General features: G+C 69.8%; 15 protein-coding genes, 1 pseudogene and 1 riboswitch. Of the genes and pseudogenes, 6 read left to right on the top strand and 10 right to left on the bottom strand.

Going from position 1 to position 16,321, the window contains the following annotated elements; genetic code table 11:
- Positions 1-160: 160 nt before the first annotated feature.
- From QZ271_RS07160 to rpmH, 5 genes and pseudogenes are all read right to left on the bottom strand, one after another.
- The gene (locus QZ271_RS07160; RefSeq protein WP_291430037.1) at positions 161-508 is read right to left on the bottom strand and encodes a transposase; all 348 of its coding nucleotides are present in this window, start codon (positions 506-508) and stop codon (positions 161-163) included.
- 104 nt (positions 509-612) lie between these two features.
- A complete protein-coding gene (yidC, locus tag QZ271_RS07155) occupies positions 613-2,220 on the bottom strand; it encodes a membrane protein insertase YidC (protein ID WP_291430036.1) in 1,608 nt (535 codons plus the stop codon).
- Entirely contained in the window at positions 2,217-2,498 is a 282-nt protein-coding gene (gene yidD, locus QZ271_RS07150) for a membrane protein insertion efficiency factor YidD (RefSeq protein WP_291430035.1), read from the bottom strand. Before yidD ends, yidC begins: the two co-directional genes overlap by 4 nt.
- Before the next feature lie 224 nt (positions 2,499-2,722).
- A pseudogene (gene rnpA, locus QZ271_RS07145) lies at positions 2,723-3,094 on the bottom strand (ribonuclease P protein component); the annotation flags it as partial.
- Positions 3,095-3,185: 91 nt separating this feature from the next.
- On the bottom strand, positions 3,186-3,329 hold the full coding sequence (rpmH, locus tag QZ271_RS07140) for a 50S ribosomal protein L34 (RefSeq protein ID WP_291430034.1): 144 nt from the start codon (positions 3,327-3,329) through the stop codon (positions 3,186-3,188).
- A 209-nt stretch (positions 3,330-3,538) separates the two neighbouring features.
- Here rpmH and QZ271_RS07135 point away from each other — a divergent pair, with 209 nt between their 5' ends.
- Together QZ271_RS07135 and QZ271_RS07130 are read left to right on the top strand one after the other, a co-directional pair.
- Entirely contained in the window at positions 3,539-3,934 is a 396-nt protein-coding gene (locus QZ271_RS07135) for a ComEA family DNA-binding protein (RefSeq protein WP_291430033.1), read from the top strand.
- Positions 3,935-3,981: 47 nt separating this feature from the next.
- Positions 3,982-6,231: a DNA internalization-related competence protein ComEC/Rec2 gene (locus tag QZ271_RS07130; RefSeq protein WP_291430032.1), complete on the top strand. Its 2,250-nt coding sequence runs from the start codon at positions 3,982-3,984 to the stop codon at positions 6,229-6,231.
- 191 nt (positions 6,232-6,422) lie between these two features.
- Here the strand turns inward: QZ271_RS07130 and QZ271_RS07125 are convergent, their stop codons facing one another.
- From QZ271_RS07125 to QZ271_RS07110, 4 genes are all read right to left on the bottom strand, one after another.
- The gene (locus QZ271_RS07125) at positions 6,423-8,060 is read right to left on the bottom strand and encodes an MDR family MFS transporter (protein ID WP_291430031.1); all 1,638 of its coding nucleotides are present in this window, start codon (positions 8,058-8,060) and stop codon (positions 6,423-6,425) included.
- Complete coding sequence (locus tag QZ271_RS07120) at positions 8,057-8,557, bottom strand: MarR family winged helix-turn-helix transcriptional regulator (protein ID WP_291430030.1); 501 nt, start codon at positions 8,555-8,557, stop codon at positions 8,057-8,059. The genes QZ271_RS07125 and QZ271_RS07120 overlap by 4 nt, the downstream gene beginning before the upstream one ends.
- Before the next feature lie 159 nt (positions 8,558-8,716).
- Positions 8,717-9,190 (bottom strand): NUDIX domain-containing protein, encoded by a 474-nt coding sequence (locus QZ271_RS07115; protein WP_291430029.1) that lies wholly within the window; start codon positions 9,188-9,190, stop codon positions 8,717-8,719.
- Positions 9,187-9,429 (bottom strand): hypothetical protein, encoded by a 243-nt coding sequence (locus tag QZ271_RS07110; RefSeq protein ID WP_291430028.1) that lies wholly within the window; start codon positions 9,427-9,429, stop codon positions 9,187-9,189. The genes QZ271_RS07115 and QZ271_RS07110 overlap by 4 nt, the downstream gene beginning before the upstream one ends.
- A gap of 82 nt (positions 9,430-9,511) precedes the next feature.
- A riboswitch (TPP riboswitch) is annotated at positions 9,512-9,613 on the top strand.
- 54 nt (positions 9,614-9,667) lie between these two features.
- Here QZ271_RS07110 and QZ271_RS07105 point away from each other — a divergent pair.
- The 4 genes from QZ271_RS07105 to QZ271_RS07090 all read left to right on the top strand — a co-directional run bounded on the left by QZ271_RS07105 (position 9,668) and on the right by QZ271_RS07090 (position 14,607).
- A complete protein-coding gene (locus QZ271_RS07105; RefSeq protein ID WP_291430027.1) occupies positions 9,668-10,717 on the top strand; it encodes a thiamine ABC transporter substrate-binding protein in 1,050 nt (349 codons plus the stop codon).
- 477 nt (positions 10,718-11,194) lie between these two features.
- A complete protein-coding gene (locus tag QZ271_RS07100) occupies positions 11,195-12,742 on the top strand; it encodes an iron ABC transporter permease (RefSeq protein ID WP_291430026.1) in 1,548 nt (515 codons plus the stop codon).
- A 246-nt stretch (positions 12,743-12,988) separates the two neighbouring features.
- Positions 12,989-13,966 (top strand): ABC transporter ATP-binding protein, encoded by a 978-nt coding sequence (locus QZ271_RS07095; protein WP_291430025.1) that lies wholly within the window; start codon positions 12,989-12,991, stop codon positions 13,964-13,966.
- On the top strand, positions 13,963-14,607 hold the full coding sequence (locus tag QZ271_RS07090; RefSeq protein WP_291430024.1) for a thiamine diphosphokinase: 645 nt from the start codon (positions 13,963-13,965) through the stop codon (positions 14,605-14,607). Before QZ271_RS07095 ends, QZ271_RS07090 begins: the two co-directional genes overlap by 4 nt.
- A 116-nt stretch (positions 14,608-14,723) precedes the next feature.
- On the opposite strand, the gene QZ271_RS07085 is transcribed toward QZ271_RS07090, so the two are convergent.
- A complete protein-coding gene (locus QZ271_RS07085; RefSeq protein WP_291430023.1) occupies positions 14,724-16,100 on the bottom strand; it encodes an alpha/beta hydrolase in 1,377 nt (458 codons plus the stop codon).
- Between the last annotated feature and the right edge of the window lie 221 nt (positions 16,101-16,321).

The following is a 16,321-nucleotide window of genomic DNA, read 5'->3' as shown; positions in this document are numbered from 1 at the left end:
GAAAGTACGTTGGAGCGGGAATGGAGAGGTTCCGGCGCTTTCCCGGCATGGCGCAATGTGAGCTTCAACGTACTTAGTACCCGCTGATGCTCACCTCGAGGGAGTTGGCACATCAGGTCCACTGGGAACTCGTTCTGGTGCCGCAGGGTGAACCCGAAGATCAGGGTTGCTTCGCGAAAAAGCGGCCAGGCCCCATACGGGTGCTGTTCTGGCCAAGACAGGCCAGCGCTTTTTTCAGAATATCGCGCTCCTGTCGAGCAATTTCCAGTTCCCGTTCCAGCTCTTTGGGTCGAGCCTCCTGTGGTGAAAGGGCGGGAATTCCCCGCCCGGTGAAGGCTGGGCGGCCGGCGGCCGTCTGGGTGTCCTGCTGCTGCTTCCACCGGACGACGTGGTGAGGGGGAACGCCAGGGTCACGGGCAATCTGGGCGCAACTCCTTCCGGTCGCGCGGACCAGCCGGACGGCTTCCTGTTTGAACTCAGCGGTGAATTTCTGCCTGGGTACGGACATTCTGTCCTCCGGTGTGGATCACACTGAACTTACCCTCCGCCAAACTCTCTCCAGTTCACATTCCGGGTTGATTCGGTGCAGTCCCGAATCAATCCAAGTCCCTCTTACTTCTTGGGTGCGTCGATGGTCTTGCTGGGCTTGCCCTTAGCGGCGGGCCGGGTGGGGGCCTTCTCGACCTTCTGGCCGATGGTGGCGGTTTCCTTCTCGACCTGTTTGTTGATCAGCACCTGTTGCCCGATGCCGATCAGGGTGGACAGGATGATGTAGATGGTCACGCCCGCCGGGAAGGTCAGCGCGAAGTACAGGAAGATCAGGTAGATGAACGCCTGCTGGCGGAACATGTCCGGGTTCTTGCGGGTCATGACGTACAGCTGGCCAATGTTCACGATCAGGTACACGACCGCCAGGAGGTACAGGGGGTCGGGAACAGCCAGGTCCGGCAGCCACAGGAACCCGCTGTCGAACTCGAAGTTCCGGATGGTGGACCACAGCGCGATCAGCACCGGGAACGGAATGAACGTCGAGAAGCACCCAGCCGGGTTGAAGTTGTAATCGCGGTACAGCTGGGCCATCTCGGCCTGCATGGCACGCTGCGAGTCGGCGTCCTTGCGCTCTTTGTACTTCTCCTGCAGTTCCTTGATCTTGGGCTGCATGACCTGCATGCGGGCGGTGGTGCGGCCCTGCGCCTGCATCAAGGGCCACATGACGGCGCGCAGCAGGACGGTCAGGACCATCAGGACCAGTCCCCAGTTCCCGATGACCTTGTACAGCTGCTCCATGAGTTTCACGATCAGCAGGCTGATCTGACCGAAGAAGTTCGGCTGGAACAGGCCGGGCAGTGTGGTGTAGCCGCTCTGGTACAGGTGAATCAGTTCATTCTTCCCGCCGTACACTTCCAGGTTGCTGCTGGCAGGGACAGCCGCGCTGATCAGGCCCTGCGGGCCGCCGGTGAGGGTAGCGTTCACGGCCGTACCCTGCTGCGGGCGGATGATCAGGGCGTGCGCGGTCTGACTGGGGTTTTCCTGAAGTGCGGCGTACTGGATGTTCTTGACCTGTAGCGTGCCGCTGCCCTGAACGGCGGCCGGGCTGGCAGCGCCGGTCGCATAGCCCTGCACGCGGGGGTTGTCGGCCTTGCCGAGGCCGGGGAAGAGCATGTTCACCTGCTGCGGGCCGCCCGTGACCTCGGTCTTCACATCGATCTTGAAATTACGGGGGTGCAGGGTCACGGTCTTGGTGACGCTCACGCCACCCTGCGTGTAGCGGAACACGGCGTCCTGGCGGTTTGCTTTCAGGTCGGTGGTGGGGTTCGGGCTGTTCAGTCCAGTGGGGGGCTGCGTCTGGGCCGGCTGCGCGGGGTCAAGGCCGCCGTCGGCCTGCACCGCGAAGGCCCTGCGCTCCCCGACCATGTTCGGCATGAGCTTCTGGTTTTTCAGGGCGCTGAAATCCCAGACTCCGTTCACCTGCTTGATGTAGGGCGTGCCGGCGTTCTGCTTGACGAACCAGCCGATCACCTCGCCGCGCGCGTTGAAGACCACGTCCTGCAGGTTGCTGGTCGCGATGAGTTCATCGCCGGGCTGACCGTCGAAGTCGGCAGTAATCCATTCCGGCGTGATGGCCTTACCGAAGGTGGGGAGGGGACCGGTCTGACCGCAGCTGCTCAGGAGCAGCGCGCCGCCGACGGCTACGAGGGGAAGCAGGTGTCTTGTCTTCATGGAGTGTGGGGTCGCCTTTTGGGGAAGTGCTCGGGCACCGGGTCAAACCCGCCCGGCACCAGGGGATTGCAGCGCAACACGCGCCAGGAGGCCAGCCACGCGCCACGCGCCGCGCCGTGCTGTTCGATAGCCTGCGCCGCGTACTCCGAGCAGGTGGGGGTAAAGCGGCAGGTGGGCACAGGCTTGCGCGGGGACAGCGCCGACTGATAGTACCGGACGGCGCGCAGCAGACCACGCGCCGCAAGCCCCCCGGCAGAACGCGGACCCTGGCCCGTCACGCCCCACCGTCCGGGGTGGGCGTCGCGTCGGCCACGGTAGGCACAGAGAGGAAGGAAGGCACGCAAGCAGATACGTCCCGCGCCGGGCGGACGTTCCCGCCGGTCCGGTTCTGCGCCGGGGCGCTCTGCCCCTGCCCCTGCCCCTGCCCCTGCCTGCTGTCGCTGGCCTCATTCTGGCCTGCACTGTGTTGGCCTGCACTGTGTTGGCCTGCACTGTGTTGGCCCGCACTGTTCTGGCCGCCGCCCGGCCCGCCGCGTTTCACGCGTCCCGGCGCGCGGGAGAGCGCGCGGACCAGGGCGGCCTGCAACTCCGGGAACGGCACGCTCAGCACGGCCGGGTTGGGCAGCACAATCGCGCGGCAGGCAGGCAGGCCGCCCGGTAGCGTACGCAGCGCCTCGCGCATGCGGCGGCGGGCGCGGTTGCGGTCCACGGCGCGCCTGAGGGTCTTCTTGCTGACCACGATCCCCACGATTGCGCGCGGCCGCCAGGTCTCGCCGTGCCGGGGGCGATACTCGGTGACGCGCAGCGTGAACAGCGGGTCGCGCACGGGCACGCCGTGACTGCGGACCTTGCGGAATTCCCGGTCACCACGCAAGGAATCCAGCGCCACCGGACGGCGGGGCCGTTCCTGCGTGGCGCTGGACTGAACTGCACGGGCGATAGGATTCGCTCCTGACGGCAGGCGCTTACTCGTCGGCGACGGTGAGCTGCTGGCGGCCCTTCGCACGGCGACGCGCGATGATGTTCCGGCCGGACTTGGTCTTCATGCGGGCGCGGAAACCGTGGGTCTTGGCGCGCTTGCGGACGTTGGGTTGGTAGGTACGCTTCATGGTGCTCTCCTTGCTCGCGCCGTGGCCCTGTACCCTGCGGGCCGGGCCAACCTGACGCGATAGCGCCCCCCTGCGGAGGGCAAACTCCGGGAGTGTATCACGGAAGGCGGACTCCATCCAGAGGGGTCTGCGCGGGTCAGTGCGCACTGGTCTATGTGGGCCGGTCAACTTCGCGTGACAGCTCGTCACTCGCCGCCTAGGCTGACCGTATGATCAGCACTGACCGGGGCTGGACAGCCCTGCTGGCGGCAGGCACGCTGCTGTGCGCCGCGTTCAGCCTGGGGCCAGCGCTGCTACCGCGCCCGCAGGTGCCCGTGGTCACGCGTGTGCCGCTCCCACCTCCCTCGCCCACGACCGCCCCGTCCGGGAGCAGGCAGGAGCCGCCGGTCTATCCGGCGACGGCCAGCGTGCAACCGCTGATCTCGGGCCGCGTGAACCTGAACACGGCCACCCCCGAGCAACTCGAGGCCCTGCCCAAGGTGGGTCCGTCGCTGGCGGCGAAGCTGATCGCGGGCCGTCCGTACCGCTCGCTGGCTGACCTGGACCGCGTGAAGGGCGTGGGGCCGTCCACCCTGAAGACCCTGTCGCCGCTGGTGTCGTTCTGAGCAGGCGCGCACCGGGAGGGGTCACACCCCGCACGGTGCCCGGTGCTGTGACCTCAGCCCTGGGCGCCGCAGAGACGCAGGCCGCGCCCACCAGAGTGGCGGCGCGCACGGCATGGTCGGTCCCGGCAGCGCTGGGGGTGATAGCCGGCGTCCTGCTGGCGCTGCGGATCACGCTGGGTTCCGGCGGGAGCGGGGCGCTGTCCTTGGTGGGGTTGGGCGCACTGCTGGGAGCCCTGGCATGGCGCGAACCCCGGCGAATGCTGCTGCTGGGGCTGGCCGTGGCGGGTGTGGGGGCGGGGTTCCTGTCGGCCCGCACGGTGCTGACCCGCCCGGACCCCCTGACCCCGTGGCTGGGCGCGCAGGTGACGCTGCGCGGCGAGTGGGACGGGCAATTCCTGACGCTTCAGGAGCCGCGCGCGCGGGTGGTGGTCGCGCCGAAGCCCACGCAGGGACCGGGGGCGCTGGTGGTGGCGGGTCGGCTGCTTGCCCCGGAAGGACGCCGTACGCCCGGCGGTTTCGACCAGGCGGCGTGGCTGCGCTCGCAGGGTGGGCTGTTCGTCCCGGCCCCCAGCGGCGTGCTGGTGGCGGCGCAGGTCCGGGCGCACGAGCCGGAGCGCGGGCTGCGCGGCTGGTTCCGGCGGGGCCTGAGCGCCGGGCTGGACGAACGGCGCGCGGCGCTGATGCAGGCCATTGAACTCGGGGACCGCAGTGACATCACCCGCGAGGAATTCACGCAGGGGTACTTGGTGCGGGACGCCTTTAACCGCGCGGGACTGGCGCACCTGATGGCGCTGTCCGGGCAGAACGTCGCGCTGATCACGGGCGTGCTGGTGTGGCTGATGATCCGCGCCGGGGCCTCGCCCGCCTGGCGCTTCGGGGTCCCGGCCGCGCTGCTGGCCCCGTACCTGCTGCTGGTGCAGCCCTCGCCCAGCATCACGCGGGCGGTGATCATGGGCGGCGTGGTGCTCCTGGCGCTGGCCGTGGGGCGCGGGCGGCCCGACCCGCTGGGCCTGATCGCGCTGGCGGCGGCGCTGTGCCTGCTGCTGTTCCCGCTGTGGCTGCTGGACCTGGGTTTCGGGCTGTCGTTCCTGGCGGTGCTGGCCCTGACCGGCTCGGCGCGGCTGGCCGGGCGGCTCCCGGCGCGCTGGCCGTACGCGCTGCGGCTGGCAGTCGCGGCGACCGTGCTGGCGGAACTCGGCACCCTGCCGGTCATCGCGGGGACGTTCGGGCAGGTGCCGCTGGTGGGCCTGCCTGCCAACCTCGTGGCAGGCGTGATCATGGCGGCGCTGGTGCCGCTGGGCTTCCTGGCGGGACTGCTGGGACCGCTGGCCGCGCCGCTGAACCTGATCAACGGGCCGCTGGCGTCGGCGCTGCTGCTGGTCGCGCAGACCTTCGGGCAGGCGCCGGTCCTGACCTGGGGCGTGATCGGCCCCGGCGGAATGCTGGCCTTCGTCACGGCGGCCGGGGCGGGCTGGCTGTGGCTGCTGGGACGCGTGCCGGGCCGCACAGTCCTGGCCGTGGTGCTGGCCGGTACGCTGCTCACGGCGCTGCCCGGCTGGGTGCGGCCCGCGCGGGACATCGTGTTCCTGGACGTGGGGCAGGGCGACTGCACGCTGCTGAGGTTGCCGGGCCTGACCGTCCTGATCGACGCGGGCGGCTCGGTCGGCAGTGACTACGACGTGGGCGGACGCACGGTCGTCCCGGCCCTGCGGGCGCTTGGCGTGCGGAAACTGGATGTGGTGATCGCCACGCACGCCGACACGGACCACATCGAGGGCGTCAGCGGCGTCCTGCGCGCCCTGCCCGTCGGGGAACTGTGGATCGGGCAGCGCAAGACGGACGATCCGGTCCTGACGGCCGTGCTGAACGAGGCGCAGGTGCGCGGCGTCCCGGTCCGCGAGGTGAGGCGCGGCGACCGGGTGCAGGCGGGCCGCGCGGCCCTGACGGTCCTGTGGCCCCCCGGCAACGTGTGGAGTACCGAGGACAACGACAACAGCGTCGCCGTGCGCCTGGACGTCCAGGACTGGCACGCTGCGTTCCTGGGCGACCTGCCCGCCCCCGCCGAGGCCGCGCTGAACACCGGCCCGCTGAACCTGCTGAAAGCCGCGCACCACGGCAGCCGTTACAGTACCGGCGAGGCCCTGCTGGCGCAGGCGCACCCCACCGACGCCGTGATCAGCGTGGGCCGCAACACCTACGGCCACCCCCACCCGGACGTGCTGGGCAGACTGGCCGCATCGAACATCCGGACGTGGCGCACCGACCGGAGCGGCACGATCACGTGGCCGCTCCCGTGAGGAAGGTGGGCTGTGGGAGCCTCCTGCCTCCAGCCCACGTCCCACGATCCCGTTTCATACGGATTCCGATTGATTCGGCATACTTCCGAATCAATCCGAGCGGATGCGAGTGGGAACAACATACGCCCCTTCGCGGTATGGAGCCGCAGGCGGCGCCCTTCCGACTGTGGTGGAATGGAGCGCAGTCCGTTTCAGTCGGCGGCGCTGGCGTTCAGGTTCTCGGCTCCGGAGCGGCCGGTCAGGGGGCGTTCCGGCAGGATCAGGGTCACCAGGAACGCGAGGCCCACCAGGACGGCGGACACCAGGAACACCTGGTCGATGGCGCCGGCCATCACGCCGCGCAGGGCGTCCAGGATGGGCTGGAGCAGGTTGCCCTCTCCGAGCTTGCCCAGGCCCGCGCCGAGTTGCGCGGTGGCCTGCGGGCTGGTCAGCAGGTTGGGGTTGGCGATGGCGCCCTGCACGGGGGCGGGCAGGTCGCGGGCCTGGGCGGGCAGGCTGGCGGCGAGGTGGCTGTTCAGGTGAGCGTTCACCAGGGCGCCGAACAGGCTGACGGCCAGCGTGCCGCCGATCTGGCGGAAGAACTGGTTGCCGCCGGTCGCGCTGCCCAGCTGCTCGCGGGGGGCGGCGTTCTGCACGGCCAGGGTCAGCTGGCTGTTCACGGGACCCAGGCCCAGGCCCAGCAGGACCATGATCCCGACGGCCAGCAGCAGCGGGGTGTCGGTGCCGAGGGTGGTCGCCATAAACAGCGCGGCGGTCGCGATCAGGCCGCCCATCAGGATCAGGTTCTTGTAACGGCCGGTGCGGCTGACGACCTGACCCGACAGGGTGCTGGTGAGGATCATGCCGAACATCAGAGGGGCCAGGGCCAGACCGCTGCCGCTGGCGCTGCTGCCGCGCACACCCTGCATGTACAGCGGGAGGTACAGGATGGCGGCGTACATCCCGGCGCTGGTCAGGAAACCCGCGAAGGACGCGACGGCAATTCCACGGTCTCTGAGAAGGCGCAGGTTCAGGATGGGGCGCTCCTGACGGGCGCTGTGCAGCGTGTACCCGGTGAACAGCGCGGCGGTGCCGAGCAGCAGGCTCAGGATGACCGGGCTGGTCCAGGGGTACGTGCCGCCGCCCCACGAGAGCGCCAGGGTGAGGGTGGTGACGGACGCGCCCAGCAGCAGGGCGCCGGGGGTGTCGAAGCGGGCGTGCGCGGCGGCGCCGTGCGCGCTGGGGGCAGGCAGGCGGAAGAACCGCCAGATGAAGTACGCAGCGAGCAGCGCGAAGGGCAGGTTCACGAAGAACACGCTTCGCCAGCCCAGGTGGTCGGTCAGGAACCCCCCGACCAGCGGCCCGACCACCGAACTGACGCCCCAGACGGCGCCGGTGTAGCCCTGGTAACGGCCGCGTTCGATGGGCGTGAACAGGTCGGCAATGGCGGTGAAGCTCATGGCCATCAGGGTGCCGCCGCCGATGCCCTGCACGGCGCGCAGGATGATCAACCCTTCCATGTTCTGCACGAAGCCCAGGCTGACGCTGCCCAGGGTGAACACGGCGATGCCGAGCAGAATCAGGGGGCGGCGGCCGTAGCGGTCGCTGATGGTGCCCACGATGGGAATGGTGATGGTGGTAGCCAGCGAGTACGCGGTGAACGCCCAGGCGTACAGGTGGAAGCCGCCCAGGTCGCTGATGACGCGCGGCATGGCGCTGCCGACCACGGTCAGGTTGAGACTGGACAGGAACAGCACGGTCAGGATGCCCACGAAGGCCAGGACTTTCTCACGTTCGTTCAGGCTGCGGTTCGTGGGGGCCGGGGCGGCAGAGGTGCGCGGTGTGGTCATGCGGTCCCTCCGGTGGGGGCGGCAGGTGGGGCGGCATTCAGGGCGTCGTCCAGGGCGCTCAGGGCGGCCAGGGCGGCCTGAACTTTCTCCGGCGGCAGGTGCCCGAAGTGGGCCTGCACGATGTCCTGCCCGGCAGCGCGGGTGCGGGCGCGGGTGGCCTGGCCCTGCGGGGTGAGTTGCAGGCGTTGCAGGCGCAGGTCGGCGGGGTCCGCGACGCGTTGCACGAGGCCCGCGCCGACCAGTTTGGTGATGATGCGGGTCACGGTGGGGGCGGGCAGGTTCTGGCGGGCAGCGACTGCGCCGGGCGTATCGTAGCCGTCCATGACGCTGGCCAGCACCAGCAGTTCCTTGGTGTTAAGGCCCAGCGCACGTTCCAGCGGTTCATCCAACGCCTGTCGGAATCGCCGGGAAAAGCGAAGCGTGGTGCGCACGAGCAGGTACAGGTCGTTCGTGGCGCTGGCGGCGGGTGGAGCTTGGGGGGAGGTCGCCGTTTTCATTTCAAATGGAAGTATTCCAGATGGAAGGACACCTGACTGCGGTGTCTGTCACAGAGCCGCACGCGTCCTGCCGCCCGCAGGACACCCTCACACGGACCCGTAGAGCTGCGCCGCAGAGCGAGCAGGAGAGAGTTGATACCGAGGCAGACGGAATCCGTATCAGTCGGGCTGGCCCACCACCGCCAGCGGCAGCGCCCGCACCTGCGCCATGCCGTCCACCTGCTCGGCCAGCCGCACCCCGTCCCGCAGGTGCAGGTCCAGCGCCGCGCCCAGCCACGGCAGCGCGTCTTCCGGTAGGGCGCCGGGCGCGAACCACGCCACCTCCGAGGTCTTGTCCAGTGGGCGCGGCGTTCCGGCCCAGGTGCGCGCCTCGAAAAACACGTCCAGCCCTTGCGTGCCGTCCAGGTCGTAGCGGGCCACGCCCAGGCAGGCCAGCGCCGCCGGGTCCAGTGTCACGCCCACCTCCTCGGCCGCCTCGCGCGCCGCCGCGCCCGCCAGGGTCTCTCCCGCCTCCACATGCCCGCCCGGCAGCCCCCACAGGCCGTCCGCGTAGGACGCGCCGCTGCGCCGCCCCAGCAGCACCCGCCCCTGACCGTCCAGCAACACCGCCCACGCCACCAAGTGAAACGTCACGCGATCCCCCGCGCCTGCCGCACGTCGGACTCGGTCAGGAACACGCCCCGATTCAGGTGCACGCCCAGCACCCGCAGGCTGGGCGGGTCCAGGCTCAGGCCCACGTCCCCGCTCACTTCACGCGCCGCCGCTTCCGGCAACCCCCACAGACCATGCCCGTACGCCGAGCCGTCCCGGCGGCCCAGCAGCGCCCGGCCCCGCTCATCCTGCACGACCACCCACACCAGCAGATTCCGCATGGCCCAGCGTGGCACGCGCCGCGCCCCGCAACCGCAACAGTGGACGCAGGACACCCCCCGCGCGCCTGCGCTATCCTGCCGGATGCGTCACCGGGGGTGCCTGCCGACAGCGGCGGGCTGAGACTTTACCCCAAAGAACCTGATCCGGGTCATACCGGCGGAGGGAGCGTGACCGGCAGCCCACACCCCACGTGTGGCGACTGCCCACCGCTTCCCCTCGTGACGCGAGGGGATTGATATGCGTAATACACTGACCGTACTTGCCGCACTTGCCATCACCGGCGCCGCCAGCGCCCAGAGCAGCCCAGCCCAGGCCACCCTGACCGTCATCACGCACGACTCCTTCGATGTGGACAGGAAGCTGGTCGCGGCGTTTGAGACACAGAACCGCGCCCGCGTGCGCTTCATCAAGGGCGGCGACGCCGGGGAACTCCTGAACCGACTGATCCTCACGCGCCGCGCGCCCATCGCCGACGTGGTGTACGGCCTGGACAACAGCCTGCTACCCCGCGCCCGGCAGGCGGGCATCCTCCAGACCTACAAGAGCCCCGCGCTTTCCCGCGTGCCCGCCGCGCACCGCCTGGGCGAGGACGGCCTGCTCAGCACCGTCGATTACGGCTTTGTCGCCCTGAACTACGACCGCGCGTGGTTCGAGAAGAACAAAGTCGCCCTGCCCAGAAGTCTCGATGACCTGAAAACCCCCGCCTACGCGCGGCTGACGGTCGTGCAGAGCCCCGCCACGAGCAGCCCCGGCCTCGCATTCCTGCTCGCCACCGTCAACCACTACGGCGAGGCGGGCGCGTGGACCTGGTGGCGCGCCGCCCGCGCAGGCGGCCTGAAAGTCACGCGCGGCTGGAGCGACGCCTACTACAAGGACTTCACCCGCAACGGTGGGCGCTACCCCATCGTTCTGTCGTATGCCAGCAGCCCCGCCGCCGAGGTGTTCTACGCCGACGGCTTCGACCCCGCCAAGCTGCCCGCGCAGGCCCCGACCGCCAACCTCTTCCTGCCCGGCAGCACCTACACCCAACTTGAAGGCGTCGGCATCCTCAAGGGCAGCAAACAGGCCGCTCTCGCCAGAAAATTCGTGGACTTCATGCTGAGCACGCCCGTCCAGACCGACATTCCCACCCGCATGTGGATCTACCCCGCCGTGAAAGGCACGCCCCTGAACCCCGTGTTCACGCTCGCGCAGGAACCCCAGCCCACCCCCATCAAGACCGAGGTCGCCGCCAACCCCCAACGCCTCGTGGACGCCTGGATCACACAGGTCCTCCGGGCACGATGAGGACGCCGGAGGCAGGCAAAACAACCCCTCAGTCAGCTTCGCTGACAGCTCCCCTCAAGGGGAGCCAGGACTGATACGGATTCCGATTGATTCGGGACTGCACCGAATCAATCCGAGCGGACGCGAGTAGGAACAGCAGACGGACTTCGCGGTATGGAGCCACAGGCGGCGCTGTTCCGACTGTAGTGGAATGGAGCGAAGTCCGTATGACATCTCTGCTCAAGCTGAACCAGTAGAACCTACCCCTATGCACCCAGACATCCTGCCTACCAACCGAGACAGCCACCAAGCCCGTCGTGCGCGCAGGGCGCGGGGCAAACGCAACGTGACTGAAGGATGGCGTCTGAGCAGGAACCATCACCGCCAATTGCTACCGACCGAATCAGAGAAATACCTGCCCAGTGCCAACGCAGGCTCCCCCGTCCCCCCTGGGGATGGGGGCTGGGGGGTGGGCAAGCCCGCCGCAGGCGCCACCTCGTGACCCCTTCACGCCTGCAAGGCTGGCTCCTGGCCGTTCCCGGCCTGATCTTCGTGGCCGTGTTCCTCGCGCTGCCTCTGGCCCGGACGCTGTCGGAGGGGGGCGTGAACCTGTCGGTGTGGGCGGACCCGTACTTTCAGGGCCGGTTGTGGTGGACGCTGGCGCAGGCGGGCGTGACGACGCTGGCGGCGCTACTGGTGGGCGTGCCGCTGGCGTTTGTGCTGTCCCGGTTCGAGGTGCGCGGGAAGGCGCTGTTCCTGCGGCTGTTGCTGTTGCCCTTCGTGACGCCGACGCTGGTGGCGGTGCTGGGCCTGAGTGCGCTGCTGGGCCCGCAGGGGTGGGTCACGAAGCTGACCGGGGTGGACCTGAGTGACACGCCGGCGCTGCTGCTGCTGGGAAACCTGTTCTTTAACCTGCCCGTGATGGTGCGGCTGGGGTACGCGGGGTTCGCGCGCGTGCCGGTGAACGCGGTGGGGGCGGCGCGGTCGCTGGGCGCGCCCTGGTGGCGGGCGGCGCTGGGGGTAGCGTTGCCGCTGGCGTTGCCGGGCGTGCTGGCGGGGGCGGTGCTGGTGTTCCTGTACTCGGCGCTGAGTTTCGGCCTTCCACTGGCGCTGGGCGGCGAGCGGTACGGGACGCTGGAGGTAGAGATCTACACCCTGACGGCCCTGCAACTGCGTCTGCCGGAAGCGAGTGCGCTGATCGTGGGGCAACTGCTGCTGACGCTGGTGGCGACGGCCGCGTACGTGCGCCTGTCGAGCGGTGGGGTGGGCGTGACAGCGGGCAGCCTGCCGGGGGCGCGGGGGGCGGCGCGGGCGGCGCTGCTGGGCCTGGGCGGACTGGTGGTGGTGGTGTGCTTCGCACCGCTGCTGGCGGTCGTGGCGCGGGGCCTGCTGGGGTCCGGCGGGCCGACCCTGGCTTACTGGCAGGCGGTCCTGGCCGACCCGGACACGCCGCGACTGGCGTGGAACACCGTGCGCTTCGGGCTGCTGGCGCTGCTGGGCGCGGGCCTGCTGGGCGGGCTGTACGCGCTGGGCGCGTGGCGGGCGCAGTCGCGGGTGCTGGACCTGATCTCGCTGCTGCCGCTGATGGTCTCGCCGGTCAGTCTGGCGGTCGGGTACCTGCTGGCGTTCCCGGCGCTGGCGGCCACACTGCCCATGCTGATCGCGGCGTACACGCTGCTGGCGCTGCCGCTGGTGGTCCGCTCGGTCCTCCCGGCGTTGCGGGCCATTCCACCCCGCCTGCACGAGGCGGCGCGGTCCCTGGGTGCCCCGCGCGGCGCGGCGTTCCGTTCGGTCACATTCCCGCTGGCGTTCCCGGCCCTGCGGGGCGGCGGGGCGCTGGCCCTGGCGACCGTGCTGGGCGAGTTCGGCGCGACCCTGGTGCTCACGCGGCCCGAATGGGCGACCCTGAGTACCGGCCTGTACGAACGGCTGGGCCGCCCCGGCGAACGCAACCTGGGTGAAGCCTGCGCGCTGGCGACCGCGCTGCTGCTGCTGTCCACCCTGGCCTTCACGCTGCTGGACGGCGGCGAGGGCGAGGTCACGTGATGGGGCCTGCGTCTTCTCTCTTCCCTGTCCTGTGGAGGAAAGGGCCCGGCAGCGTGGGGGGTGATACGGATTCCGATTGATTCGGTGTACTTCCGAATCAATCCGAGCCGATGCGAGTAGGAACAGCATACGGATTGGGCGACATGGAGCCGCAGGCGGCGCTTTTTCGACTGTGGCGGAATAGAGCGGAATCCGTATGAGGAGTCTCCTGCGCCGCCCTGAGAAATCCCATGCCATGCTTGGCCTGTGAGTGAGCCGCTGCCCCCTGCCCTGTCCCTGCGTGACATCCAGAAATCGTTTGGTGCGGTGCAGGCGGTGCGGGGCGTGTCGCTGGACGTGGCGGCGGGTGAGACGGTGGCGCTGCTGGGCCCGAGCGGCTGCGGCAAGAGCACGGTGCTGCGGGTCGTGGCGGGCCTGGAGCGGCCCGGTGCGGGGTCGGTGCGCGTGGCGGGCCGGGACGTGACGGCCCTGCCGCCAGAGGCGCGGCACGTGGGGCTGGTGTTTCAGGATTACGCCCTGTTTCCGCATCTGAGTGTGCTGGGGAACGTGGCGTACGGGCCGCGTGTGCGGGGGGCGGCGCGTGGGGTGGCGCAGGCGCGGGCGCGGGAGGCGCTGGCGCTGGTGGACCTGCCGGGATTAGAGGCGCGCCGTCCGGCGCAGTTGTCGGGCGGGCAGGCGCAGCGGGTGGCGCTGGCGCGGGCGCTGGCGACAGGAGCGCCGCTCCTGCTGCTGGATGAGCCGATGTCGAACCTGGATGAGCGGTTGCGCGCGGAGTTGCGTGAGGGGCTGCGCGCCCTGTTCGCGCGGGTGGGGGCGGGGGTGCTGCTGGTCACGCATGATCAGCGCGAGGCGCGGTCCCTGGCCGGGCGGGTGGCGGTCATGCGGGCGGGGGCGCTGGCGCAGGTGGGAGCGGCGCACGAGGTGTTCGCCCGGCCCGCGACGGCGTGGGTGGCGGCGTTCCTGGGGGAGGTTAACCTGCTGCCGGACGGGCCGGGCTGGGTGCGCTTCGTGCCCGAGGAGGCGCTGCGGCCCGGTGTGGGCGAGGCGTGGCCGGTGACGGCGCGCCATGCGGTGGATGGGGGCGTGCAGGTGACGGTCGCGCACGGGTGGGGACCGCTGACCCTGACGCTGAGCGCACGGGAAGCGGCGGCCCTGGAGGGCAGTACGTTACGCCTGAACGTGGATGAATCGGGTGTGAGGCGCCTGCCGGAGGACCGGGCGTGATCGCCTGGGTGCTGGTGGGTGGGCGACTGGTGGATTCGCCACTGCTGCGGGCGCTGCCCCGCCCGGCGGTCGTGGTCGCGGCAGACGGCGGGGCGCGGCACGCGGCGCTGCTGACCATGTGGGGGCTGGGCGTGCCGGTGGACGTGTGGGTGGGTGATTTTGATTCGTCGGCGGGCGTGTTCGTGGACGCCCCGCGTGAGGTGCACCCGGCCGCGAAGGATGAGACGGACGCGGAACTGGCGATCCGGGTGGCCCGCGAGCGCGGCGCGACGGAACTGGTGCTGCTGGGTGCGTTCGGCGGCCGGTTCGATCACTCGCTGACGCTGGCGCTGGGCGCGCTCCGGCTGGCTGAGCGCGACGGGCTGCGCGTGACCCTGACCAGTGGCGACGAGTGGGGCTGGCCGCTGACGCCCGCCTCTCCCCTGTCGCTGGCGCTGCCGCCGGGCGCGACCCTGAGCGTGCTGGCTGTCTCGGACCTGCGGGGCCTGAGTCTGGCTGGAGTGCGCTGGCCGCTCGTGAACGCCGGTATTCCGCTGGGGAGCGGCTGGACCGTCAGCAACGAGGTGCAGGAAGGGCCGGTGACCGCCTCACTGGGGGAAGGCCGCGCGCTCGTGACGGTCCTGCCGACCCTGCCGGCCTGATACGGATTCTTCCCACGGCAGCGGGGGCACTCCACGCTGGAATGCCCCCTCCACGGCTCTGCTACGGCTCTGCCGCTTGTGTGCCTCTCCTTCCTACGGAGCACCGCTCACTTTCGTCAGTTGGCGGGGCAGGCGTCCACGCCCGCGCGGGTGCCACGGGTGAATTTGCAGCCGTACTTGGCGTCGGCGATAACGCTGGGGGTGGTCACGTCGTCCCCGGCGGGTTTCGCGCCGCCAGCTTCCCACTTCACGAGGTCGTTGAAGCCCTCGACAAGTTCGGGGGCCGTGAATTCGCAGTGCCCGGCGGCGCGGATGGCGCGCTGCACGAGGCGGTCGCCGTTCCCGGCGGCGGTCATGGCGGCGCGGTACAGTTGCTGGTGCTTGAAGGGCACGTAGAAGTCACCGGTGGTGTGCATGGTCAGGACGGGCACGCTGACCTCGCCGTTCACGCGGGGCAGGTAGCGGACGCGGCCACTGACGGCCGGGTTGGCGTTCTGGGCGGGCGTAACGCGCAGGATGCTGGCGTTAAAGGCGACCTCGGCGGGGGTGGGGGTCGCGCCGGTCGTCCAGCGGTATGTGGTGGCGGCGTTGCCGTAGATGTTGCGGGGCAGAATGCCGTTGATGGTGCCGTCCGAGCCGCCGGTCGCCAGGACGTACTGCTGCCAGAGACCGGAGCGGAAACCCTGCTCGAAGACGGGCCGGTCGCCGCCCGTGAGGTTGCGGGCGATCTCGCGGAGTCTGGTGCCCTGGGTGGCGTTCTCCTGCCACAGCGGACCGCCGTACGAGCTGAAGCTCGCGTTCAGGATGTCGGGTAGCAGGGCCTTGTACGTGTCGGCGCCCTGCGGGAAGGCCTTGGGCCCCAGGCCCGCGAGCTGCGCGGCGACCAGGGTGTAGTCGCCCAGCCACTGGAATTCGTACTCCTCGTCCATGACGCCGCAGATGGGCATGGCGGCGGCGTAACTGGTCCTGTTCTGCGCGGTCTGCGCGGTTTCCTTTTCGACGGCGGCGGCGGCGATGTGGCCGCCCATGCTGATGCCCATGATGATGTTCTTGCTGGGCTGGGCGTACCGGCCGCCGGTCAGGGTGCTGAAGCTGTTGGCCAGGGCGTTGGTGTCTTCTACGCCGGCCTGCACGTCAAAGTAGTTGGAGGAGTACGAGCTGGCGGCCCAGGCGTACCCGAGGCTCAGCCAGTAGGCTCGCAGGGGCGGGGCCTGCACGCGCAGTTCCGAGCCTTCTCCCGCGTACCCGTGGGCATACATGATGAGTTGTTTGTTCCAGTTGGCGGGCACTTCGATGGCGTAGGCGGCCTTGCCACGAACGCCGTTCATGGTGCCCTGGTACAGGTCCGCGCCGGCCGTGGCGCTCAGGGTAGGTGTGACGGCCGTGAAGGTGCGGGTGTCCTGCGGGCGGGTTTCGGCGGCGGGAGCGGGCATGCGCGAGCAGGCGGCGAGGGCAAGGGCAGCAAGCAGACTGGCGGTCAGGGAACGCATCATTGGAAACCTCCGGGAGTGGGTCGAGGTGAGCCGAGTCTTACGAGTTCAGTCTCGATGATAGCGCCTGCCTGGGCCTGCGCCTCTGGTCAGAGGAGGATTTGCCCGCCTGGTACGCACTGCGGTTGATTCGGTGCAGTTCCGGATCAGTCCGGGCGGACGCAAGCAGGAACAACAGACGCCCCTGTGCGGACTGAAGCGGCAGTCCGTATGAATCCGGAACC

Source organism: Deinococcus sp., from assembly GCF_018260555.1.
GTDB lineage: Bacteria > Deinococcota > Deinococci > Deinococcales > Deinococcaceae > Deinococcus.
This window is presented reverse-complemented; position numbering and strand designations above follow the sequence as displayed.

What these genes read in the sequence shown, in the direction of transcription:
- QZ271_RS07085 (WP_291430023.1), bottom strand. Translation starts at nt 16,100, where the DNA reads ATGATGCGTTCCCTGACCGCCAGTCTGCTTGCTGCCCTTGCCCTCGCC.
- QZ271_RS07110 (WP_291430028.1), bottom strand. Translation starts at nt 9,429, where the DNA reads ATGCGGAATCTGCTGGTGTGGGTGGTCGTGCAGGATGAGCGGGGCCGG.
- QZ271_RS07160 (WP_291430037.1), bottom strand. Translation starts at nt 508, where the DNA reads ATGTCCGTACCCAGGCAGAAATTCACCGCTGAGTTCAAACAGGAAGCC.
- QZ271_RS07125 (WP_291430031.1), bottom strand. Translation starts at nt 8,060, where the DNA reads ATGACCACACCGCGCACCTCTGCCGCCCCGGCCCCCACGAACCGCAGC.
- QZ271_RS07135 (WP_291430033.1), top strand. Translation starts at nt 3,539, where the DNA reads ATGATCAGCACTGACCGGGGCTGGACAGCCCTGCTGGCGGCAGGCACG.
- yidC (WP_291430036.1), bottom strand. Translation starts at nt 2,220, where the DNA reads ATGAAGACAAGACACCTGCTTCCCCTCGTAGCCGTCGGCGGCGCGCTG.
- QZ271_RS07120 (WP_291430030.1), bottom strand. Translation starts at nt 8,557, where the DNA reads ATGAAAACGGCGACCTCCCCCCAAGCTCCACCCGCCGCCAGCGCCACG.
- QZ271_RS07105 (WP_291430027.1), top strand. Translation starts at nt 9,668, where the DNA reads ATGCGTAATACACTGACCGTACTTGCCGCACTTGCCATCACCGGCGCC.
- rpmH (WP_291430034.1), bottom strand. Translation starts at nt 3,329, where the DNA reads ATGAAGCGTACCTACCAACCCAACGTCCGCAAGCGCGCCAAGACCCAC.